The 22,182-nt window shown below is 67.3% G+C and carries 21 protein-coding genes; 12 read left to right on the top strand and 9 right to left on the bottom strand.

Annotation, left to right across the window (positions count from 1 at the left end; genetic code table 11):
- Positions 1-9 precede the first annotated feature (9 nt).
- The 3 genes from plsX to Q0263_RS04985 all read right to left on the bottom strand — a co-directional run bounded on the left by plsX (position 10) and on the right by Q0263_RS04985 (position 1,851).
- The gene (gene plsX / locus Q0263_RS04995; protein ID WP_366140681.1) at positions 10-1,068 is read right to left on the bottom strand and encodes a phosphate acyltransferase PlsX; all 1,059 of its coding nucleotides are present in this window, start codon (positions 1,066-1,068) and stop codon (positions 10-12) included.
- A 28-nt stretch (positions 1,069-1,096) separates the two neighbouring features.
- Positions 1,097-1,279: a 50S ribosomal protein L32 gene (rpmF, locus tag Q0263_RS04990; protein WP_298013908.1), complete on the bottom strand. Its 183-nt coding sequence runs from the start codon at positions 1,277-1,279 to the stop codon at positions 1,097-1,099.
- A gap of 65 nt (positions 1,280-1,344) precedes the next feature.
- The gene (locus tag Q0263_RS04985; protein WP_298013906.1) at positions 1,345-1,851 is read right to left on the bottom strand and encodes a YceD family protein; all 507 of its coding nucleotides are present in this window, start codon (positions 1,849-1,851) and stop codon (positions 1,345-1,347) included.
- Positions 1,852-1,966: 115 nt separating this feature from the next.
- On the opposite strand from Q0263_RS04985, the gene Q0263_RS04980 reads away from it, so the two are divergent.
- Positions 1,967-2,554, top strand: coding sequence for a Maf family nucleotide pyrophosphatase (locus Q0263_RS04980; RefSeq protein ID WP_298013904.1), 588 nt, complete (start codon positions 1,967-1,969; stop codon positions 2,552-2,554).
- A gap of 5 nt (positions 2,555-2,559) precedes the next feature.
- Positions 2,560-3,267 (top strand): SAM-dependent methyltransferase, encoded by a 708-nt coding sequence (locus tag Q0263_RS04975; RefSeq protein WP_298013902.1) that lies wholly within the window; start codon positions 2,560-2,562, stop codon positions 3,265-3,267.
- A gap of 6 nt (positions 3,268-3,273) precedes the next feature.
- On the opposite strand, the gene Q0263_RS04970 is transcribed toward Q0263_RS04975, so the two are convergent.
- Both Q0263_RS04970 and Q0263_RS04965 read right to left on the bottom strand, forming a co-directional pair.
- Entirely contained in the window at positions 3,274-4,041 is a 768-nt protein-coding gene (locus Q0263_RS04970; RefSeq protein WP_298013901.1) for an HAD-IA family hydrolase, read from the bottom strand.
- Entirely contained in the window at positions 4,038-4,979 is a 942-nt protein-coding gene (locus tag Q0263_RS04965) for an RluA family pseudouridine synthase (protein WP_298013899.1), read from the bottom strand. Before Q0263_RS04965 ends, Q0263_RS04970 begins: the two co-directional genes overlap by 4 nt.
- A 484-nt stretch (positions 4,980-5,463) precedes the next feature.
- On the opposite strand from Q0263_RS04965, the gene Q0263_RS04960 reads away from it, so the two are divergent.
- Positions 5,464-8,457, top strand: a complete 2,994-nt coding sequence (locus Q0263_RS04960) for an Rne/Rng family ribonuclease (RefSeq protein WP_298013896.1) — start codon at positions 5,464-5,466, stop codon at positions 8,455-8,457.
- Positions 8,458-8,588: 131 nt separating this feature from the next.
- On the opposite strand, the gene accD is transcribed toward Q0263_RS04960, so the two are convergent.
- The 4 genes from accD to Q0263_RS04940 all read right to left on the bottom strand — a co-directional run bounded on the left by accD (position 8,589) and on the right by Q0263_RS04940 (position 13,833).
- Positions 8,589-9,470 (bottom strand): acetyl-CoA carboxylase, carboxyltransferase subunit beta, encoded by an 882-nt coding sequence (gene accD / locus Q0263_RS04955; RefSeq protein ID WP_298013893.1) that lies wholly within the window; start codon positions 9,468-9,470, stop codon positions 8,589-8,591.
- Positions 9,467-10,300, bottom strand: a complete 834-nt coding sequence (gene trpA, locus Q0263_RS04950; RefSeq protein WP_298013890.1) for a tryptophan synthase subunit alpha — start codon at positions 10,298-10,300, stop codon at positions 9,467-9,469. The genes accD and trpA overlap by 4 nt, the downstream gene beginning before the upstream one ends.
- A 9-nt stretch (positions 10,301-10,309) precedes the next feature.
- Positions 10,310-11,509 carry a tryptophan synthase subunit beta gene (gene trpB / locus Q0263_RS04945; protein ID WP_298013887.1) on the bottom strand — a complete coding sequence of 400 codons (1,200 nt, stop codon included), beginning with the start codon at positions 11,507-11,509 and terminating at the stop codon, positions 10,310-10,312.
- A 125-nt stretch (positions 11,510-11,634) separates the two neighbouring features.
- Positions 11,635-13,833 (bottom strand): bifunctional (p)ppGpp synthetase/guanosine-3',5'-bis(diphosphate) 3'-pyrophosphohydrolase, encoded by a 2,199-nt coding sequence (locus tag Q0263_RS04940; RefSeq protein WP_298013885.1) that lies wholly within the window; start codon positions 13,831-13,833, stop codon positions 11,635-11,637.
- 220 nt (positions 13,834-14,053) lie between these two features.
- Here Q0263_RS04940 and fdxA point away from each other — a divergent pair, with 220 nt between their 5' ends.
- The 9 genes from fdxA (at position 14,054) to Q0263_RS04895 (ending at position 22,135) form a co-directional block, all read left to right on the top strand.
- On the top strand, positions 14,054-14,380 hold the full coding sequence (fdxA, locus tag Q0263_RS04935) for a ferredoxin FdxA (protein WP_298013883.1): 327 nt from the start codon (positions 14,054-14,056) through the stop codon (positions 14,378-14,380).
- A 194-nt stretch (positions 14,381-14,574) separates the two neighbouring features.
- On the top strand, positions 14,575-15,792 hold the full coding sequence (gene phaZ / locus Q0263_RS04930) for a polyhydroxyalkanoate depolymerase (protein ID WP_298013881.1): 1,218 nt from the start codon (positions 14,575-14,577) through the stop codon (positions 15,790-15,792).
- A gap of 104 nt (positions 15,793-15,896) precedes the next feature.
- On the top strand, positions 15,897-16,508 hold the full coding sequence (locus Q0263_RS04925) for an RnfABCDGE type electron transport complex subunit B (protein ID WP_298013879.1): 612 nt from the start codon (positions 15,897-15,899) through the stop codon (positions 16,506-16,508).
- On the top strand, positions 16,505-17,143 hold the full coding sequence (nth, locus tag Q0263_RS04920) for an endonuclease III (protein ID WP_298013877.1): 639 nt from the start codon (positions 16,505-16,507) through the stop codon (positions 17,141-17,143). Before Q0263_RS04925 ends, nth begins: the two co-directional genes overlap by 4 nt.
- 134 nt (positions 17,144-17,277) lie before the next feature.
- Entirely contained in the window at positions 17,278-18,060 is a 783-nt protein-coding gene (locus Q0263_RS04915; RefSeq protein ID WP_298013874.1) for an ABC transporter ATP-binding protein, read from the top strand.
- A 145-nt stretch (positions 18,061-18,205) separates the two neighbouring features.
- Positions 18,206-18,919: an ABC transporter ATP-binding protein gene (locus Q0263_RS04910; protein ID WP_298013872.1), complete on the top strand. Its 714-nt coding sequence runs from the start codon at positions 18,206-18,208 to the stop codon at positions 18,917-18,919.
- Between the two features lie 54 nt (positions 18,920-18,973).
- Positions 18,974-20,185 (top strand): ABC transporter substrate-binding protein, encoded by a 1,212-nt coding sequence (locus Q0263_RS04905; protein ID WP_298013870.1) that lies wholly within the window; start codon positions 18,974-18,976, stop codon positions 20,183-20,185.
- Between the two features lie 88 nt (positions 20,186-20,273).
- Positions 20,274-21,161 (top strand): branched-chain amino acid ABC transporter permease, encoded by an 888-nt coding sequence (locus Q0263_RS04900; protein ID WP_298013868.1) that lies wholly within the window; start codon positions 20,274-20,276, stop codon positions 21,159-21,161.
- Positions 21,158-22,135, top strand: coding sequence for a branched-chain amino acid ABC transporter permease (locus tag Q0263_RS04895; protein ID WP_298013866.1), 978 nt, complete (start codon positions 21,158-21,160; stop codon positions 22,133-22,135). Before Q0263_RS04900 ends, Q0263_RS04895 begins: the two co-directional genes overlap by 4 nt.
- Positions 22,136-22,182 lie beyond the last annotated feature (47 nt).

The raw sequence follows: 22,182 nt of genomic DNA, 5'->3' as shown, positions 1-22,182 counted from the left end.
AAAAAGAGACTAGACAGCCTGGGCGGCGTCGCCCTGCGAGGGCGAAGGCGCGCGGCTGCGCAAGGCATCCAGGCGCTGGATGGTGCCCTGGAGAAGGCCGTTCAGGACGGCCTCGCGGGCACGCTGCAGCGCCTGTCCGTAGGCATAGATATCGGCCGAGCCGTGGCTTTTGATGACGATGCCGCGCAGGCCCAGCAGCGCTGCGCCATTGTAGCGGCGATTGTCCACCCGGTCGCGGAAGCGGCGCAGCACGGGCGTGGCCACCAGGCCGGACGCCATGGTGAACGGCGTGCGGCGGAATTCCTCGCGCATCATGGTGCTGATCATCCGCGCCAGGCCTTCGACCGACTTCAGGACGACGTTGCCGACGAAGCCGTCGCAGACGACCACGTCCACCGTGCCCTTGAAGATGTCGTCGCCTTCGACGTTGCCGTAGAAATTCAGCCCGCTGGCCCGCAGCAGTTCGGCCGCCTGTTTGACGACTTCGTTGCCCTTGATGACTTCTTCGCCGATGTTGAGCAGGCCCACCGAAGGCTGGGTCCGGCGGTCCACCGCCGATACCAGGGCCGCCCCCATCAGGCCGAACTGCAGCAGATGCTCGGCCGAGCAATCGACGTTGGCGCCCAAGTCCAGCACCGTGGTGGCCCCGCCCTTCTGGTTGGGCAAGGCGGTGGCGATGGCCGGGCGGTCGATGCCGTCCAGCGTCTTCAGGACATAGCGGGAAATCGCCATCCAGGCGCCGGTGTTGCCGGCGGAGACGGCTGCGTCGGCGCGGCCGTCCTTGACGGCCTGGGCCGCCACCCGCATGGACGAATCCTTCTTGCGGCGCAGGGCGACTTCGACCGAGTCGTGCATGGCGACGACTTCGGAGGCGTGCAGGATGTCGAACTGCCCGGCGGACACCACGTGCTGAGCCAGCATGGAGCGAATCTGGGATTCGTCCCCCACCAGCAGGCAGCGGGTGTCAGGATGCGCCTGGGCGAACGTCACCGCCGCCGGCACCGTGACGGGCAGGCCGTGGTCGCCGCCCATGCAATCGATGGCGACGGTAAGAGAATGATCGGGCATTGGGCGCGATGGAAACCGAGGCGCCGGATTACTCGTCGTTCTTGGTCTTCAGGACCTTGCGGCCACGATACACGCCGTTGGGGCTGATGTGGTGGCGCAGATGCTGTTCGCCGGTGGTGGGCTCGATAGCCGTGGCCGGCGCCGTCAGGAAATCGTGCGAGCGATGCATGCCGCGCTTGGACGGGCTCTTTTTGTTTTGCTGGACAGCCATGATGACTCCTGTGATCGGGGCCGCCTATTTTAAGGTAAGCGCGAGCCCGCGTGTTAAATGATGGTTCAGTGTTTCCTGAGCTGTTCGAGAACGGCAAAGGGCGAGGGTTTGGTCACATCCTGGTGTCCTGGCTCATCCTCCGCGCCGGGGCAGACATCGTGCCGGGGAGCATAGGGCAAAGCCAGAATCAGTTCGTCTTCGATCAGCGCCAGGATGTCCAGCTGCCGGTCGGCAACCAGATATTCGACGTCGGAGCCTTCACCGGTGGATTCCAGCGCGTCCAGGGCATCCAGCTGGGCCTGATTCTTTACCAGCCCGACCGTATTGTCCACCTGCACGGGCAGCGCCAAAGGCCCCAGGCACCGCTGACAAACCAGCGTCACAGCCCCCTGGGCATGGATGTCCAGCCACAGGCGACCGGTGCCGGCATCCTGCCGGCCGGCCACGCGCCAGGCGATTTCAGCATCCTGAGGCGCCGGCAGGCCCTGGCAAAGACGCGCAAATTCACTGGCTTTCCGGCTGCCTTCCAGCACCCGGCCTGCCTGCGAGAACGCCAAGGCATCGACGACCATGAATTCTGACTTCCAGGAAAACTCTAGATTTTACTTGTCAACAGCAATCGAAGTCAATTTCCGGGGAGATCATCGAGCGCTGTACACTGCCGGTTCTCTCCGCACGGCTTCCGTCATGATCCTCATCCTGGCCTCCAGCTCCGTTTACCGGCGCGAACTGCTGCAACGGCTGCGGCTGCCCTTCGAATGCCATTCGCCGGACATCGACGAGCGCCCGCTGCCGGGCGAGTCCCCCCGCGACCTGGCCTGCCGGCTGGCCCGCGAAAAGGCGGACCGGGTGCTGGCGGATCATCCCGGCGCCCTGGTGATCGGGTCGGACCAGGTAGCCGCCTGCGAGGGCCGGGCCATCGGCAAGCCCGGCGACCACGAATCGGCCCGGGCCCAGCTGCAAAGCTTCAGCGGCCGGGAAGTCCTGTTCCACACGGCCGTATGCGTGACCGACGGGCGATCGCGCCTGCTGGACGAGGTCCCGACCCGCTGCGAATTCCTGGCCCTGGACCCCGCCCAGATCGAACACTACCTGCGCGCCGAACGACCGTACGACACGGCGGGCAGCGCCAAGGCCGAAGCCCTGGGCATCGCCCTGATGGCCCGCATGAACAGCGACGACCCGACGGCCCTGATCGGCCTGCCCCTGATCGCGGTGTGCCGCATGCTCCGCGCCTTCGGCCTGGATCCCCTGCAACCCTCCCTCCGCGCCTGACTCCCATGACCACTTTGCACCTCATCCCCGTCGGACTGGGCGAGTCCGCCCCCGACCGCTGGCTGCCCCTGGCCGCCCGGGAAATCACGGCGCAGCTGCGCTATTTCATCGCCGAGAACGCGAAATCGGCGCGGGCGTTCCTGAAACTGATCGGCACGCAGATCCCGCTGCAGGAGATCACGATCCACACGCTGAAGGCGGACAGCACGCCGCAGGACATCCGCGGCTGGCTGGATGCCGTGCCCGCCGGCCAGGATCTGGGACTGGTGTCCGAGGCGGGCTGCCCGGCGGTCGCGGATCCCGGGGCGCTGGTGGTGGCGCAGGCGCACGAGCGCGGCCTGCGGGTACTGCCCTGGACGGGACCGTCGTCGATCATGCTGGGACTGATGGCCAGCGGGCTGCAAGGCCAGCGTTTCGCTTTTCACGGCTACGCGCCGGTGAAGGCGCACGAACGGGATGCGCAGTTGCGCGCCTGGGAATCGGCATCCCACAAGCAGCAGCAGACGCAGATCCTGATCGAGACGCCCTACCGGAATGGCGCGATGTTCGAGGCCCTGACGCACACGCTGCGCGATACGACGCGGATATGCATCGCGAGTTCGCTGACGTGCGCGGACGAGTCGATCCAGACGCGGACGGTGGCGCAGTGGCGCAAGGCCGGGGCGCCGGATTTCGAAAAGAAACCGACGCTGTTTCTGTTCCTGGCCAGCTGAGCCGTCTCAGGAATTGACGACTTCCCGGGCCGGGCCGCCGGGGACGACGCGGGCCCGAATCCAGGCCTGCATGTCCGGCACCGTGCCAACCAGGGCCGTGGGCTGGGCGGATTCCAGCAGGGAGGCCCGGTGCGCCCCGTAGGACACGGCCAGGCTGTCGATGCCGGCGGCCTTGGCCATCAGCACGTCGTGCGTGGTGTCGCCCACCATCAGGACGGCCCCGGGAGCCAGGTCCAGTTCGACCAGCAGCTGCTCCAGCATGTCGGGGTCGGGCTTGCCCCGGGCCTCGTCCACCGTGCGGGTGGCCCGGAACAGATCCTGCAGCCCCAGGCGTTCCATGGAAGTATCCAGGCCCAGGCGGCTTTTGCCGGTCGCCACGGCCAGCGCCACGCCCTGGGCGTGCAGATCGCGCAGCAGCTGCGCCTGCCCGTCGAATAGATGCATGTCGGCCAGCAGGCGCCTGAAATGGGTCTTGTAGCGTTCCGCGAAGGCGTCGACCTGGTCGGCCCGCAGTTCGGGAACCAGCTGGTACAAGGCCGTCTGCAGCGACAGGCCGATCACCCAGCCCGCCTGTTCCCGGGTGGGTTCGCGCAGCCTCAGGTCGCGGCAGGCGCCGATCAGGGCGCCGACGATGTGGTGGGTGGAATCCAGCAGGGTGCCGTCCCAGTCGAAGATCACGGCCTGGTAGGCCGCGCGTCCGGAATCGGCGATCGGGCCGGCGGCGGCCGGCGCCGCCAGGGGGGCGTTCTGTGTCATGTCGTCCATAGAGGTCATTGTTTCGACTCCAGCCAGTCCAGCACCGCCTGGCAGGCGGGCGGCAGGGGCGCTTCCAGCGCCAGGGGTTCGCCCGTCACGGGATGGGGGATGTCCAGCCGGTGGGCATGCAGGAACATGCGCCGGAAGCCCTGGGCGAAGAGGGCCGCGCGGATCTCGTCCGGCCCGTATTTCTCGTCGCCCGCGATGGGATGGCCCTGGGACGCCAGATGCACCCGGATCTGGTGGGTGCGCCCGGTGCGCAGCTCGGCGCCCACCAGGGAATAGGCGCCGCCATAGCGGCGCTTCAGGGTGACGATGGTGTGCGCGGGCTTGCCCAGGGGATCGACCCGCACGCGGCGCTCGCCGCCCGGGGTCAGATATTTCAGCAGCGGCAGGCGGATATGCTGGCGATCATTGACCCAGTCGCCCACCGCCAGGGCCAGATAGTGCTTGCGGCCCAGGCTGTTGCGCATCATGTCGTGCAGGGCCACCAGGGCCTTGCGGCTGCGGGCCACCATCAGCACGCCGGAGGTTTCCCGGTCCAGCCGGTGGGCCAGTTCCAGCAGGCGTTCGTCGGGGCGGGCGGCGCGCAGTTGTTCGATCACCCCGAAGGACACGCCGCTGCCGCCGTGCACGGCCACGCCGGCGGGCTTGTCGATGACCAGCAGGTGGGCGTCTTCGTACAGGACGGGAAACGTCGCCGGCGGCGCGGCCGGCCGGGCGGCGGGATCGGGCAGGCGCAGCGGCGGGATGCGCACCAGGTCGCCGGCCTGCACCCGGGTATCGGCGCGGCAGCGGCCCTTGTTGATGCGCACCTGGCCGTCGCGGATGGCCTTGTACAGGTGGCTTTTGGGCACGCCCTTGTTCAGGCGCAGCAGAAAGTTGTCCAGCCGCTGACCCGCCGATTCACTGTCCACCACCACCTGGCGCACGGCCGGTTGGCGCTCGGGTGACATATCTATTTTGCGCATAGGGAAAAGCGGCATATAATCGCAACAGCCTATAGAGGCCGAAAACCGCCAGACGTAGAGACGCAAGGCATGCGCTCCGCCGGGCTGCAGGGACATCATTGTACTGCCTGGATTTCGGTCTCTGGGTCCTTGGTCGCCGGTTCTGTCCCGGTTTCTCCGCCCGCCACATCGGGCAGGGAAATCGACAAGCCGCGTGCGACGCCGCAGATTTCTGCTCGCTCTTCCGCACCGGACGCCGTGTTTCGCGCGTCCGCCGTTCCCAGCAACCTTTCGTCAACCACGACCGTGCCCTTGACCTCCCTGCTGCCAGAACCTCGCGCTCACCAGCGCGCCGTGCCACTCTTACCGGAGACTGGCGCGGCCTGATTTCGTCCGCAGCCACCTCCACCGCAGACTGCCGCTATGCACACCGAGTGACCCGTGGTCGTGCGCCGAATCCGGCGCGCCCTGACAACGGAGAAACCCACTCATGAAACGCATGCTGTTCAATGCGACGCACCAAGAAGAACTACGCGTCGCCATTGTCGATGGCCAGAAGCTCATCGACCTGGACATTGAAACCGCCGGGCGCGAACAGCGCAAAGGCAATATCTACAAAGGCGTCATCACCCGCATCGAACCGGGTCTGGAAGCCTGCTTCGTCAGCTACGGCGAAGAACGCCACGGCTTCCTGCCCTTCAAGGAAGTCGCCCGCACCTACTTCAAGGAAGGCGTGGACGTGCGCACGGCGCGCATCCAGGATGCGCTGACCGAAGGCCAGGAGCTCATCATCCAGGTCGAAAAGGAAGAGCGCGGCAATAAAGGCGCGGCCCTGACGACCTTCATCTCCCTGGCGGGCCGGTACCTGGTCCTGATGCCCAACAACCCGCGCGGCGGCGGCGTCTCGCGCCGCGTGGAAGGCGAAGACCGCCAGGAACTGCGCGACACCATGGACCAGCTGGAAATCCCGGCCGGCATGAGCATGATCGCCCGCACGGCCGGCATCGGCCGCAGCGTGGAAGAACTGCAATGGGACCTGAACTACCTGCTGCAGCTGTGGACCGCCATCGACGGCGCCGCCCGCGAAAACAAGGCTCCGATCCTGATCTATCTGGAATCCAGCCTGGTCATCCGCGCCATCCGCGACTATTTTTCGCCTGAAATCGGTGAAATCCTGATCGACACGGACGACATCCACGATCAGGCCACGGCCTTCATGAGCGTGGTCATGCCCGACAACGTCAATCGCGTGAAGCGCTACCGCGACGACGTGCCGCTGTTTTCCCGCTTCCAGATCGAACACCAGATCGAAACCGCCTATTCGCGCACGGTGACGCTGCCCTCGGGCGGCGCCATCGTCATCGATCACACCGAAGCCCTGGTGGCCGTGGACGTCAACTCGGCCCGTTCCACCCGGGGCGCCGACATCGAGGAAACCGCCCTGCGCACCAACGTGGAAGCGGCCGACGAAGTCGCCCGCCAGCTGCGCCTGCGCGACCTGGGCGGCCTGATCGTGATCGACTTCATCGACATGGAAGAAGGCAAGAACCAGCGCGCCGTCGAACAGCGCCTGCGCGACGCCCTGCACTTCGACCGGGCCCGCGTCCAGATGGGCAAGATTTCCCGCTTCGGCCTGATGGAACTGTCCCGCCAGCGCCTGCGCCCCGCCCTGAACGAAGGTTCGCACGTCACCTGCCCGCGCTGCACCGGCACCGGCGTCATCCGCGATGCCGAATCCAGCGCCCTGCACGTGCTGCGCCTGCTGCAGGAAGAAGCCATGAAGGAAGGCACCGCCGCCCTGCACGCCCAGGTGCCGGTGGACGTCGCCACCTTCCTGCTGAACGAGAAGCGCCACGACATCAGCCAGATCGAATCGCGCCTGAAGGTCAATCTGGTCCTGATCCCCAACAAGTCCCTGGAAACGCCGCATCACCACATCGAGCGGCTGCGCCACGACGATCCCCGCCTGGACGACAACAAGACCAGCTTCGAACTGGTCCAGGAACCCGAAGACAAGGTCGTCTGGCAGCCCAACAAGGACCAGGAAGCCAAGTCGCGTCCGGAAGCCCTCGTCAAGGGCATCCAGCCGGCCCAGCCGGCGCCGCACCACGTCGAGCGTCCGGCCAAGGCCGCTGCCGCCGCCCCCGCGCCGGCGCCCGCCGCCGACGCCTCGCGCGGCCTGTTCAAGCGCATCCTGTCCTGGTTCAGCGGCTCCGCCGAACCGGCGGCCGCGCCTGCGGAATCCGCGCCGGCCGCCCCGACCCGCCGGGAAGATGACAGCCGCCGCCGCAACGGCGCCGGCCGCCACAATGGCCGCCGTCCGGAATCCCGCGCCAATGGCCGCGGCGACCGCAACGGCCGCGCCGACAAGACGGAATCCCCCGACCGCGCCGAACGCGCGGAGAAGTCCTCGGACAGCCGCCCCGCCCAGCGCCGCGAGCGCGCCTCCGAAGACCGCGCGCCCCAGACGGCCAGACCCGCCGTCGCCACGGCGGATGCCGCGCAGGACACGGCCGAGCCGCGTCGCGGCCGCAGCCGCCGGGGCCGCGGCCGCAGCCGCGCCGAAGACGCGCAGGACCAGGCCGCAAGCGACGTCGTGGAACTGACCACGGCCGCCGCCGTGGCCGCTCCGGCCGTCGAAACCCTCCCCGCCCCGGCCGCCGCTCAGGACGACACGCAATTCGCCCCGACGCCCGCCGACACCGACGCCGACCTGGTGGCCGGCCCCGCCGTCGATACGGACGGGGACGCCGGCCTGGACAGCCCGGATCCGGAACGCAAGCGCCGCCGCCGTCGCGGCCGTCGCGGTCGCCGCACCGGCGAAGGCGCGGAATCCGCCGTCGGCACGGAATCTCCGGATACGGCTGAAGCCGCCGCCGGCGATCTCGAAACGCACGAAACGCCGCGCTTCGACCCGGAAGCCCTGAACGCGGAAGAAACGGACACGCAGGATACCGCTCCCGTCGCCGCCGACGAGCCGTCCACCCGGGAAGTCGAGGAGCCCGTCCGGAAAGTCGAGGAACCCGCCGCCCCGGTCATCGCCCAGGCGGAAGAAACGGTCGCCATCCCGACTGAAGAAGCCGAGACCCCCCCGGCCGCCGTCGCGACGGCGCCCGAAGTCGTGACGCAGGACACCGCCACTCCCGAAGCGCCGGCCCCGGTTCTCACTTCGACGCCGGAACCTGAAGCGGCCCCCGCCGAGCCGGCCGACCTGCCCGAAACCGCCGCCAAGGCCCCCGCAGCCCCGGCGTTCGGGCTGCCGCCCGCGGCGCCGGTGCCCGAATCGGCCGATGACAGCGATCACCCGATCGTCCTGCCTTCGATCGACGAATCCCTGCGCTCCGCCGGGATGCAGCTCATCGAAACCCGGGCGGGAACCGCCCCGGCCGAACCGGTCGCGGCGCCCAAGCCCCTGGGCCGCGCCCGCAAGACCGTCGCCAAGACGCAGGAAGAACCCCTGCAGCAGGTGGAAACCTCGCATTGATGGCGTGATCCGGGCCGCCCCCTGACGGGGGCGGCCTGCGACAAAAAGGCCCGGGATCTTCACAGATCCTGGGCCTTTTTCATGCGTCGGACGGAACGATCAGGCGGGCGCCGGAGCGCCCGCTCCCGGCATCAGGCCGCCTTGGAAACGACTTCGATCGGCTGGCGGGTGAACAGGGCCAGGATGTGGGCCAGTTCGGCCTGCATCTCGCGGCGATCGACGACGCAATCGATGGCGCCCTTGGTCAGCAGGAACTCGGCCCGCTGGAAGCCTTCCGGCAGTTTCTCGCGCACGGTCTGCTCGATCACGCGCGGACCGGCGAAGCCGATCAGGGCATTGGGTTCGGCCATGACGACGTCGCCCATGAAGGCGAAGGACGCGGACACGCCGCCCATGGTGGGATCCGTGAGAATGCTGATGAACGGCAGGCCGGCTTCGGACAGCTGATGCAGCATGGCCGTGGTCTTGGCCATCTGCATCAGGGAAAACAGCGATTCCTGCATGCGGGCGCCGCCCGAGGACGACACGCAGATGAAGGGCATGCGGTGGTCGATGGCCGCCTGGACGCCCCGGGCGAAGCGTTCGCCCACCACCGAGCCCATCGAACCGCCCATGAACGAGAATTCAAAGCAGGCCAGCACGGCGGGCACCGACAGGATCGTGCCGCTCATGACGACCATGGCTTCGGATTCGCCGGTCTGCTTGGTCGCTTCGGACACGCGTTCCGGGTATTTGCGCGAATCCTTGAACTTCAGGGGATCCATGGGGCGCGTCTGGCCGCCGATCTCGACCCGGCCTTCCGGGTCCAGCAGCGCGTCGATCCGCGCCCGGGCCCCGATGCGCATGTGATGACTGCATTTCGGGCAGACGTTCAGGGTCGCCAGCAGGTCTTCTTTATACAGGACGGATTCGCACGAGGGGCATTTGACCCACAGGCCTTCCGGGACCCGCTTGGACCCCGAATCATGTTGGCGATTGATGCGCGGGGGCAGGATTTTTTCGAACCAGCTCATGCTTGACCTTTTTGGACGTGATCGAGGGCCTGGCGGACGTCGGCCAGCCATGCGGCGGCAGCGCCCACCGCGGCCTGGGGACCCTCGCTGCGCGAGGCTTCCTCGATGATTTGAATCAGTTTGCTGCCGATGACGACGGCATCGGCATGAGGCGCCAGCCGGGCGGCGCTGGCCGCATCCCGGATGCCGAACCCGACGCCCACGGGAATCGTGATGTGGCGGCGGATGGCGGCCAGATGCCGGGCCACGTCGTCGGTATCCAGGTGGCCGGCGCCGGTGACGCCCTTCAGGGACACATAGTACACATAACCCCGGGCCAGGCGCGCGACATCGGCCATCCGGGACTCGGTGGAGGTCGGCGCCAGCAGGTAGATGGGATCGATGCCGGCCGCCGACAGGCCGGCGGCGAAATCGGCGGATTCCTCGGGGGTGTAGTCCACGACCAGGACTCCGTCCACGCCCGCCTGGGCCGCGCGCCGCACGAATTCGTCCCGGCCCATGCATTCGATGGGATTGGCGTAGCCCATCAGCACGACCGGCGTGCGGTCGTCCTGGCGGCGGAACTCGGCCACCAGGTCCAGCACCCGAGTCAGGCTGACGCCGGCCGCGATGGCGCGTTCCCCGGCCTGCTGGATGACCGGGCCGTCGGCCATGGGATCGGAAAACGGCACGCCCAGTTCGATGACATTGGCGCCCGCCGCCACCAGCGCCTGCATCAGCGCAGGCGTGGACGTGACCAGCGGGTCTCCGGCCGTGATGTAGGGGATCAGGGCCGTGCCCCCCGACAGGCCGGAGAAGGCAGCCGCCAGGCGGTGATTGGATGCAGTCAAGAGAGGCTCCTAAAGCGCGATGCCGCTGGTTTCGGCCACGGTATGCATGTCCTTGTCGCCGCGTCCCGACAGATTGACCAGGATGATCTGGTCCTTGGGCAGCGTGGGCGCGAGTTTGGCGGCGTAGGCGATGGCATGGGCGGATTCCAGCGCCGGCATGATGCCTTCGATGCGGCAGCAATTGTGAAAGGCGGCCAGGGCTTCCTGGTCCGTGATGCCCACATACTGGGCCCGCCCCGAATCCTTCAGCCAGGCGTGTTCCGGCCCGACGCCCGGATAGTCCAGGCCGGCGGAAATCGAATGGGTCTCGGTGATCTGGCCGTTGGCATCCTGCAGCAGGTACGTGCGGTTGCCGTGCAGCACGCCCACCACCCCGCGATTCAGGGAGGCGGCATGGTGGCCGCTGTCCAGGCCTTCGCCGGCGGCCTCGACGCCGATCAGGCGCACGGACTCATGTTCGATGTAGGGATGGAAGATGCCGATGGCGTTGGATCCCCCGCCCACGGAAGCCACCACGTAGTCGGGCTGGCGTCCCGCGTCGCGCGGCATCTGTTCCAGGCATTCGCGCCCGATGATGGTCTGGAAATCGCGCACCATCAGCGGATACGGGTGCGGACCCGCCACCGTGCCGATGATGTAGAAGGTGTTTTCGACGTTGGTGACCCAGTCGCGCATGGCCTCGTTCAGGGCGTCCTTCAGGGTGCGCGAGCCGGATTCCACCGGGACCACCGTAGCGCCCAGCAGCTTCATGCGGTAGACGTTGGATGCCTGGCGGCGCACGTCCTCGCTGCCCATGTAGACCACGCACTCCAGGCCGTAGCGGGCGGCCACCGTGGCGGTCGCCACGCCGTGCTGGCCGGCGCCGGTTTCGGCGATCACGCGCGGCTTGCCCATGCGGCGGGCGAGCAGGGCCTGTCCGATGCAATTGTTGACCTTGTGGGCGCCGGTGTGGTTCAGGTCTTCGCGCTTGAACCAGATCTGGGCTCCGCCCAGCTGCTGCGACCAGCGCCGCGCATGGTAGACCGGGCTGGGGCGCCCGACGAAGTGTTCCAGTTCGTCGGCGAATTCGCGCAGGAATTCAGGATCGTCCCGGTAGTGCTCATAGGCTTTCTGCAGGGCGTCCAGGGCGTGCACCAGGGTTTCGGCCACGAACGAACCGCCAAACTGGCCAAAATGCCCCTGGGCATCCGGCAAATGATAGGGTTTCAAATCCAGACTCGCTTCAAAGGTGCCCGAACCGGGCGGGGCGGGCCACAGCGGCCAGCCAAACGACCATTTTAGCAGCGCGGGCCGATGGGCAGCCGCCGCTGCCGCATCCGGCCCGCCCCGCCCGGCTATTGCCGGCTGGCCTGGACGCCCGGCAGCTCATTGACGGCATCCAGCGCCTGGCGGATCTGCGCGCCGTCGCGCACTTCGATCGTGAACACCATGTGCGCCAGGGACCGCCGGCTGTGGGTCGTCACCCGCACCACCCGCAGCCGCAGGCGGGCGAAGATCTCGGACAGATCCCGCAGGAGATTGGGCCGGTCCTGGGCATGGATGCTGAGGTCCACCGGATAGAGGGCCTGACCGGTTTCTCCCCAGGCGACCTCGATGCAGCGTTCCGGATGCCGCTGGGCCAGCGCCGCCCAGGACGCGCAGTCCCGCCGGTGGATGGACACCCCGCGGCCCCGCGTCACGAAGCCTTCGATGGCGTCCGGCGGCGCCGGACGGCAGCAGCGGGCCAGCTGCGTGAGCAGGGAATCCACCCCCACCACCAGCACCCCGCTTTTGCCGGTGCGCGCCACGCTGCCGGCATCGCTGGCATAGACGCGGGCCTCGTCCGGCATCGCCGGCTCGGCTTCCGGTTCGCGGAAGGCCTGGTCGATCTGCCGCAGGCTGAATTCTTCCTTGGCGGCCGCCACGTACAGATCATCCGCCCGGGCGAACCCCAGCTGCTGGGCCAGGTGTTCCTGGTTGACGGCGGTCCTGCCCAGGCGCTGCAGTTCCTTTTCGACCATCGTCTGGCCCTGGGCGATGCGCTGCTGCAGTTCCACCGCATTGAACCAGGCCCGGACCTTGGACCGGGCGCGCGGGCTGGCCAGATAGGCCAACTGCGGATTGAGCCAGTCCCGGGACGGCCCGCCCGACTTGGCGGCGATGATCTCCACGGTCTGGCCGGTGCGCAGCGGCGTGGACAGGGGCACCATCTGGCCGTCGACCCGGGCGCCGCGGCAGCGGTGCCCCAGATCGGTATGCAGCAGATAGGCGAAATCGACGGGGGTGGCGCCCTCGGGCAATTCCAGCACGCGGGCCTGCGGCGTCATCACGTAGATGTGCCGCTCGCTGCGCGGCGCCTCGGGCGCGGGCGCCGGGCCGCCGTCTTCCTTCCAGGCCAGCAGCTGGCGCATCCAGGCGATCTTCTGGTCGTATTCCCCCGACGCCGCCACCTGCCCGCCCCGGGCCCCGGCTTCCTTGTAGCGCCAGTGCGCCGCCATGCCGAATTCGGCGAACTGGTGCATGTCCCGCGTGCGGATCTGCACCTCGAAGGCCCGCCCCTGGCCGTCCGCCACCACCGTGTGCAGGGACCGGTAGCCGTTGGGCTTGGGCCGCGCGATGTAATCGTCGAATTCCTCCGGCACCGGGGTCCACAGGGCATGCACCAGCGCCAGCACCGCATAGCAGGTGCGCTCGTCGGCCACGATCACGCGCAGGGCCCGCAGGTCGAACAGCTGGTGGAATTCCAGGTGCTTGATGCGCATCTTGTTCCAGATGCTGTAGATGTGCTTGGGGCGGCCGCTGATCTCCGCCTGGATGCGGGCGTCGTCCAGCGCGGCCTGCAGGCGAGCCACCACGCCGTCGATGAACGCCTCGCGCTCGACGCGCTTTTCCTCGAGCTGGCGGGCGATGGTCTTGTAGGTATCGGGCTGCAGGAAGCGGAAGGACAGGTCCTCCATTTCCCATTTCAGCTGCCAGATCCCCAGCCGGTTGGCCAGCGGCGTGTAGAGCGCCATGGTTTCCCGCGCGAATTCCGCGGGACAGGGCGTGCGGGTCGCGGCGAACCAGCGCAGCGACTGCAGGCGCGAGGCCAGGCGCATCAGCACGATGCGCAGGTCGGCCGCCATGGCCAGCAGCATCTTGCGCTGCATCTCCTTCTGGTCGGCCCCGGATTCGTCCCCTGCCCGCCCGGCCACGGCCCCCAGGTGCAGCAGGGCGCGCGCGCCCTGCACCAGCGTGGCGACTTCGGGGCCGAAGGCCTTGCGCAAGGGGTCCGCGCGGGAGAGTTCGCCCGCCGGCACCGGCTGCACCGCCAGCAAGGCGCCCGCCCGCGTCGCGGCATCCGAGCCCAGGTCCCGCAGGATCAGGGCCACGGCCGCGCAGTGCGCGTCCAGGGGCTCGCCGGTGCTGGCCCGCGTCTGGCGCAGGGGTTCGCGCACCCAGTCCACCGCCTGCCGCAGCAGTTCGACTCCATCGGCATCCAGGTCCTGGGTAGCCGCCCGGAACCAGTCCGGATCAAACGGGTCGGTCGATGCTGTCTGCGAAGGAAGGCTCATGGCAAGGAAACGCAAGGAAAGACGGCCGCAACAGGCCACCCCTCTATACTACTTGAGTCCTTGGGCGAGGGTCGCCGCCGCCCGCCGAAAGCCCCGGGATATCGTTCGCGCGGCCCCATCCCTATCCCCATATCGGGCTCTGCGGGTTGACCCGGATAAATTCGGTAAAATCCCTCTTGGCCGTCACCAGCCTCTGTTTGCCTGCCCCGGAGTTCCCCTCATGACCCACGTCGTCACCGAAAACTGCATCAAATGTAAATACACCGACTGCGTCGATGTCTGTCCGGTGGACTGTTTTCGCGAAGGGCCCAACTTCCTGGTCATCGACCCCGAAGAATGCATCGACTGCGCCGTCTGCGTGCCGGAATGCCCCGCCAACGCCATCTTCGCCGAAGAAGACGTGCCTCAGGACCAGGTCGATTACATCCCCTTGAACGCCGAACTGTCCCCCATCTTCGGGCCCATCAACCGTTCCATCCAGGCCCTGGACGGCGCCGACGAATGGAACGGCGTCGCCGACAAGCTCAAATACCTGGAACGTCCCTGACCGTTCCGGCGCCCCGCCGTCCGCCGGCGCGGCCGCGCCGCGCCTGTCTGCAAAATCCCACACCCACGGCAGGGAATCCGCCCTTCTGGGGTAATTCCGGTAGCGCATCGTAACGATTACCGGTACTTTAAATCCAGACTATCGATATGAGGGCGCATGATCTGCGCCGTCGACGACCACTGGAACAACCATCCATGCTGTACGATCTCCACGAGCTGCAACGCTCTCTTCTGGCCCCCTTCACCGCCTTCACCGAAACGGGGTCCCAGCTGTTCTCCAATCCCTACAGCCCGCTGGCCTACACGCCCCTGTCCCGGCAATTCGCCGCGACGTACGAACTGGCGCACCGCATGGGCAAGGACTACGAGAAACCCGACTGGAACCTCCCCGTCACGACCATCAACGGCCGGGACGTCGCCGTCGCCGAGGACATCGCCCTGGCCCAGCCTTTCTGCCGCCTGGTGCACTTCCGCCGCGACGTCCGGCGCCAGGATCCCCGCGTCCTGCTGGTGGCGCCGCTCTCGGGCCACCACGCCACGCTGCTGCGCGACACCGTCCGGGCGCTGCTGCCCGACCACGACATCTACGTCACCGACTGGATCGACGCGCGCATGGTGCCGGCCGCCGAAGGCACCTTCGGGCTGGACGACTATGTGCACTACATCCAGACCTTCCTGCGCCACCTGGGGCCCGACGCGCACGTGATGTCGGTCTGCCAGCCCACGGTGCCCGTGCTGGCCGCCGTCTCCCTGCTGGCCAGCGCCGACGATCCCTGTCAGCCGCGCAGCATGATCATGATGGGCGGCCCGATCGACACCCGCAAATCCCCCACCCAGGTCAACCGCCTGGCCACGACCAAGCCCTACGCCTGGTTCGAGGACAACCTGATCCATCGCGTGCCGGCCCGCTATCCCGGCGCGGGGCGCTTGGTGTATCCCGGCTTCCTGCAGCACGCGGGCTTCGTCGCCATGAATCCCGACCGCCACCTGAAGTCCCACTACGACTTCTACCTGCACCTGCTGCGCGGCGACGACAACGACGCGGAAGCCCACCGCCGCTTCTACGACGAATACAACGCCGTGCTGGACATGCCGGCCCGCTTCTACCTGGACACCATCCGCACCGTCTTCCAGGAATTCCGCCTGCCCATGGGCACCTGGACCATCGACGGCGCCCTGGTGGAACCCGCCGCCATCCGCAAGACCGCGCTGCTGACCATCGAAGGCGAACTCGACGACATCTCGGGTTCCGGCCAGACCCACGCGGCCCATCATCTGTGCGCCAACCTGTCGCCCTCGATGCGGGAAATCCACACGGCGAAGGACTGCGGCCACTACGGGATCTTCTCCGGTCGGCGCTGGCGTTCCCAGATCTGTCCTAAAATCTCGGCGTTCATCCGCGCCCACGCCTGATCCATCGCACGCGTCAGCGGTCCGGGCGTCGCATCGCCCGGACGGCGGCGCGCCCCGCCCTGGACACGGCACGGCGCGGTGTTTCAGCGCAACCCGTTTCCCCCATGGCTTCTCTCACCGACGAACTGGACGCCCTGCTGCCGCAGACGCAGTGCGGGCAATGCGGCTTTGACGGCTGCCGGCCCTATGCGCAGGCCATGGCCGAGGGCAAGGCCGACACCAATCGCTGCCCGCCCGGCGGGCCGCAGACCATCGCCGCCCTGTCGCGGCGGCTGGACCGGCCGGCCAGGCCGCTGGACCCCGACTGCGGCGTCCACCAGCCGTTCCGCGTCGCGCTGATCGACGAAGAGCACTGCATCGGCTGCACCCTGTGCATCCAGGCCTGCCCCGTGGACGCCATCCTGGGCGCCGCCCAGAGCATGCACACCGTCATCGAGGCCGACTGCACCGGTTGCGAACTGTGCGTGGCCCCCTGCCCGGTCGACTGCATCACCATGGCGCCCGCCGGCCGCGCCTGGACCTCGCAGGACGCCCGGGCGGCCCGCGAACGCTACCAGTCGCGCACGGCGCGGCTGCTGGCCCGCCATGCGGAATCCGCCGGGCCGGCCGCCCGCACCCTGGCCAACAAGCCGGCGCTGGCCGCCGCCTCCACCGACCACGACAAACAGGACCGCATCGCCCAGGCTCTGGCCCGGGCGCGCGCACGACGCTCATGAAACGCGCCGCCATCGAAGAATGCTTCCGCCGCCTGCGCGAAGCCAACCCCCATCCCAAGACCGAACTGGAATACGGCAGCACCTTCCAGCTGCTGATCGCCGTGATGCTGTCGGCGCAGGCCACCGACCGATCGGTGAATCTGGCCACGCGCCGCTTCTTTCCCGAACACGGCACGCCCGCAGGCCTGCTGGCCATGGGAGAGGAGGGCCTGACGGACGCCATCCGCACCATCGGCCTGTACAAGACCAAGGCCCGCAACGTGATCCGCACCTGCGAACTGCTGCTGGAGCGCCACGGCGGCGAAGTGCCGCAAAACCGCGAGGCCCTGGAGGCCCTGCCCGGCGTCGGCCGCAAGACGGCCAACGTGGTGCTGAACACGGCATTCCGGCAGGCCGCCATGGCGGTGGACACGCACATCTTCCGCGTCGCCAACCGCACCGGCATCGCGCCGGGGAAAACCGTGCTGGCCGTCGAGCGGGCGCTCCTGAAGCGCGTCCCGAAAGACTATCTGCTGGACGCCCACCATTGGCTGATCCTGCACGGGCGCTACGTCTGCGTGGCCCGCAAGCCCAAATGCCCGCAATGCCCGATCAGCGACCTGTGCGATTACCCGGACAAGACCCGCCCGGCCTAGGTCGCCGCACCGCAGCATTTCTATTCGACGTCAGGGAAACTCTGAAAAACCCCTATGGAGACCTGCGCCGATCCGTCCCATACTTGCAACATTCCGCCAAACGGCGCTGCACTGCGACAGGACAAATGGGCTCTATGGGCACGGACCAATCCACCATCCTCGAAACCCGCGATCTGACCAAAACCTTCCTGGGATTCGTCGCCGTCGATGCCGTCAACCTGCAGGTCCAGCGCGGCCACATCCACGCGCTGATCGGCCCCAACGGGGCCGGCAAGACCACCTGCTTCAATCTGCTCACCAAATTCCTGACGCCCACCAGGGGCCAGATCTTCTTCGACGGCCAGGAGATCACGCGCGACAATCCCGCTGAGATCGCCCGCAAGGGCGTCATCCGGTCCTTCCAGATCTCAGCCGTGTTCCCGCAGTTGTCCGTGCTGGACAACGTGCGCATCGCCTTGCAGCGCAACACCGGCCTGTCCTTTCATTTCTGGCGCAGCGAAACCAGCCTGAACCACCTGAACTCCCGGGCCCTGGAACTGCTGGCCGAAGTCGGCCTGGCGGACTTCGCCGGCGAACTCACCGTCAACCTGCCCTACGGCCGCAAGCGCGCCCTGGAAATCGCCACCACCCTGGCCATGGAACCCAGCCTGATGCTGCTGGACGAACCCACCCAGGGCATGGGCCACGAAGACGTGGACCGCGTCACCCAACTCATCAAGCAGGTCAGCGCCGGGCGCACCATCCTGATGGTCGAACACAACATGAAGGTCGTCTCTTCCATCGCCGACCGCATCACCGTGCTGGCGCGCGGGTCGGTGCTGGCCGAAGGCGACTACGCCGCCGTCTCGAACAACCCCGCCGTCATGGAAGCCTACATGGGCACCACCCAAGGCGAACTCGAAGGAGCAAGTGCATGAGCACGCAGGGCCGCCCCAAGTGCGAATTCCCCCTCGGGGGGATAAGACCGGACGCAGGGCAGTCCCCGCGGACTGACTTGCGCCTGACGAATCGGAGCGGCATGCAGGCCGCGACGTGGGAAGCGCATAGCGCCAAGGGGGCGATATGACCGCGCCCGCCCTGGAGATCTCCAACCTGCAAGCGTGGTATGGGGAATCCCACGTGCTGCACGGGGTCGACATGCGCGTCGAGCCCGGCCAGGTCGTCACCCTGCTGGGACGCAACGGCGCCGGGCGCACCACCACGCTGCGGGCGCTGCTCGGGCTTACCAGCCGGCGCACGGGCTCCATCCGCATCCAGGGCACCGAATCCATCCACCTGCCCACCTACCGCATCGCCCACCTAGGCATCGGCTACTGCCCGGAAGAACGCGGCATCTTCGCCTCCCTGTCCTGCGAAGAAAACCTGCTGCTGCCCCCGACCGTGGGCAACACCCTGGGCGGGGGCATGTCGCTGGCCGAAATCTACGACATGTTCCCCAATCTGCTCGAACGCCGCCACTCGCCGGGCACCCGCCTGTCCGGCGGCGAACAGCAGATGCTGGCCGTCGCGCGCATCCTGCGCACCGGCGCCAATCTGCTGCTGCTCGACGAAATTTCCGAAGGCCTGGCGCCCGTCATCGTGCAGGCCCTGGCCCGCATGATCACCGCCCTGAAAGCCAAGGGCTACACCATCGTCATGGTCGAGCAGAACTTCCGCTTCGCCGCGCCGCTGGCTGACCACTTCTACATCATGGAACACGGTCAGATCGTCGAGGAATTCCCCGCCGCCCAGCTGCAGGAAAAACAATCCACGCTCGACAGCCTGTTGGGCGTCTGACACGAATCCATCATGACATCTACCGGCACAACCGGTTTCCTCAGGAGACTTCCCATGAAATTGCGTACCCTATCCGCCGCACTCGCCGTAGCCGGCCTGGGATTTGGCCTTTCCGCTCACGCCGCCGGGATGTCCGACGACGTCATCCGCATTGGCTTCATCACCGACATGTCCGGGGTCTACGCCGACGTCGACGGCAATGGTGGGGCCGACGCCATCCGCATGGCCATCGCCGACATGGGGGGCGAGATCAATGGGAAAAAGATCGAACTGCTGACCGCCGACCACCAGAACAAGGCCGACATCGCCTCGGCCCGCGCCCGCGACTGGTTCGACACCCAGCACATGGACATGCTGATCGGCGGCACCAATTCCGCCACGGCCCTGGCCATGGCCGGCGTAGCCGCTGAAAAGAAAAAACCCTTCATCGCCATCGGCGCAGGCTCGTCCCAGCTGACCAATGAAAAATGCACGCCCTACACCGTGCACTACGCCTACAACACGATGGCGCTGGCCAACGGCACCGGTTCCGCCGTGGTGCGCGAAGGCGGCAAGACCTGGTTCTTCCTGACGGCCGACTACGCCTTCGGCCATTCCCTGGAACAGGACACCGCCAAGGTCGTGAAGAAGGACGGCGGCAAGGTCCTGGGCGAAGTCCGCGCCCCCTTGTCCACCACCGACTTCTCGTCCTTCCTGCTGCAGGCGCAAAGCTCGGGCGCCCAGGTGCTGGGCCTGGCCAACGCGGGCGGCGACTTCATCAATTCCGTCAAGGCCGCCAAGGAATTCGGCATCACCAAGACCATGAAACTGGCCGGCCTGCTGGTGTTCATCAACGATGTCCATTCCCTGGGCCTGGACAACACCGCGGGGCTGTACCTGACCACGCCCTGGTACTGGAACCAGTCCGACGCTTCCCGCACCTGGTCCAAGCGCTTCTTCGACAAGCTGAACCGGGCGCCGTCCTTCGTCCAGGCGGCCGACTACTCCGCCGCCCTGAACTACCTGCAGGCCGTCAAGGCCACGGGCACCGACGATGGCGACGCCATCATGCAGTACCTGAAGTCCCACAAGATCAACGACATGTTCGCGAAGGACGGCTACGTGCGCAAGGACGGCCTGTTCATGCACGACATGTACCTGGCCCAGGTGAAGCGCCCCGACCAGTCCAAGGCTCCCTGGGACTACTACAACATCATCCGCGACCTGCCCGCCGAATCGGTCTACGGCGCGGAATCCACGTCCACCTGCCCCCTGCTCAAGGGCTAATCTCGACGCCTGAGCCGCATGGCCCAGCCTCGACGGCCGGGCCATGCGCTCATCCAGCGTTCCAGTCATCCCCCTTCGCTGCAGCCCTATGACAGAACTCTTCGGTGTTCCTATCCAGGCCCTGCTCGGGCAATTGCTGCTCGGCCTGGTCAACGGCTCCTTCTACGCCGTGCTCTCGCTCGGGCTGGCCATCATTTTCGGCCTGCTCAACATCATCAATTTCACCCACGGCGCGCTCTACATGCTGGGGGCTTTCGTCGCCTGGCTGGGCCTGCAGTACCTAGGTCTGAACTACTGGGTGATGCTGGCGCTCTCGCCCATCGTCGTGGGGCTGTTCGGCATCCTGCTCGAACGCCTGCTGCTGCGCCACCTGTACAAGCTCGACCCCCTGTACGGCCTGCTGCTCACCTTCGGCCTGGCGCTCATCATCGAAGGCCTGTTCCGCAGCATCTACGGGGTCTCGGGACAGCCCTATTCCACCCCCGCGCTGCTGCAGGGCGGCGTGAACCTGGGCTTCATGTATCTGCCGATCTATCGCGCCTGGGTGGTCGTGGCGTCCGTCCTGGCCTGCCTGCTGACCTGGTTCCTGATCGAAAAGACCCACCTGGGCGCCCTGCTGCGGGCCGGCACTGAAAACGCCAAACTCGTCGAGGCCTTCGGGGTCAACGTGCCGCTGATGATCTCGCTCACCTTCGGGCTGGGCGTGGGCCTGGCGGCCTTCGCCGGCGTGCTGGCGGCCCCCATCCTGCAGGTGTCCCCCCTGATGGGATCCAACCTGATCATCGTGGTGTTCGCCGTGGTCGTCATCGGCGGCATGGGCTCGATCCTGGGGTCCATCGTCACCGGCCTGGGGCTGGGCGTCATCGAAGGCTTCACCAAGGTCTTCTGGCCGGAGGCCTCCAGCACCGTGGTCTTCATCATCATGGTGATCGTGCTGCTGCTGCGCCCGGCGGGGCTGTTCGGGAAAGAATCATGAATCGACAACTGCTTGCCTACCTGGTCGCCTTCGTGGTGATCGCGGCGCTGCCCGCGCTGGGCGCCTACCCGATCTTCATCATGAAGGTCATGTGCTATGCCCTGTTCGCCTGCGCCTTCAACCTGCTGCTGGGCTACACCGGCCTGCTGTCCTTCGGCCATGCCGCCTTCCTCGGGCTGGCCGGCTACGCCTGCGGCCAGGCCCTGACCGTCTGGGGCTGGCCCACCTTCAGCGGCCTGCTGTTCGGCACGGCCAGCGCCGCGCTGCTGGGCCTGATCTTCGGCATCCTGTCCATCCGGCGCAGCGGAATCTATTTCGCCATGATCACCCTGGCCCTGGCGCAGATGCTGTTCTTCTACTTCCTGCAGGCGCCCTTCACGGGCGGCGAGGACGGTCTGCAGGGCATTCCGCGCGGCAGCATCCTGGGGCTGGATCTCACCCGGGACATCAATCTGTACTACGTGGTGATGGCGATCTTCGTGCTGGGCTATGCGCTCATCTGGCGCACGGTGCATTCGCCCTTCGGCCAGGCGCTGAAGGCCATCCGCGAAAACGAGGCCCGCATGGTGTCCCTGGGCTACCACGTCGACCGCTTCAAGCTGCTGGCCTTCGTGCTGTCGGCGGCCCTGTCGGGGCTGGCGGGCGCCACCAAATCGGTGGTGTTCGTCTCGGCCACCCTGTCGGACGCGACCTGGCAGATGTCCGGCATGGTGATCCTGATGACGCTCATCGGCGGCATGGGCACACTGACCGGCCCGGTGCTGGGCGCCGTCATCGTCGTCGCGCTGGAAAACAAGGTCGGCGACATCGGGCGCTTCCTGATGCAGGAAACCGGCATCCAGTGGTTCCGGGTGCTGGGCGAATCCGTCACCATCGTCATCGGGCTGATCTTCGTCATCTGCGTGCTGACCTTCCGCCGCGGCATCATCGGCGAATGGCTGCACCGGCACGCGCTGCGCAAGGCGCGCGGCTGATCGGTTCGGGCGACCCGCCCGCGGTACGCAAAAAACTCCGGCCCATC

This window comes from uncultured Castellaniella sp., from assembly GCF_937988725.1.
Classification (GTDB): Bacteria; Pseudomonadota; Gammaproteobacteria; order Burkholderiales; family Burkholderiaceae_B; genus Castellaniella.
This window is presented reverse-complemented; position numbering and strand designations above follow the sequence as displayed.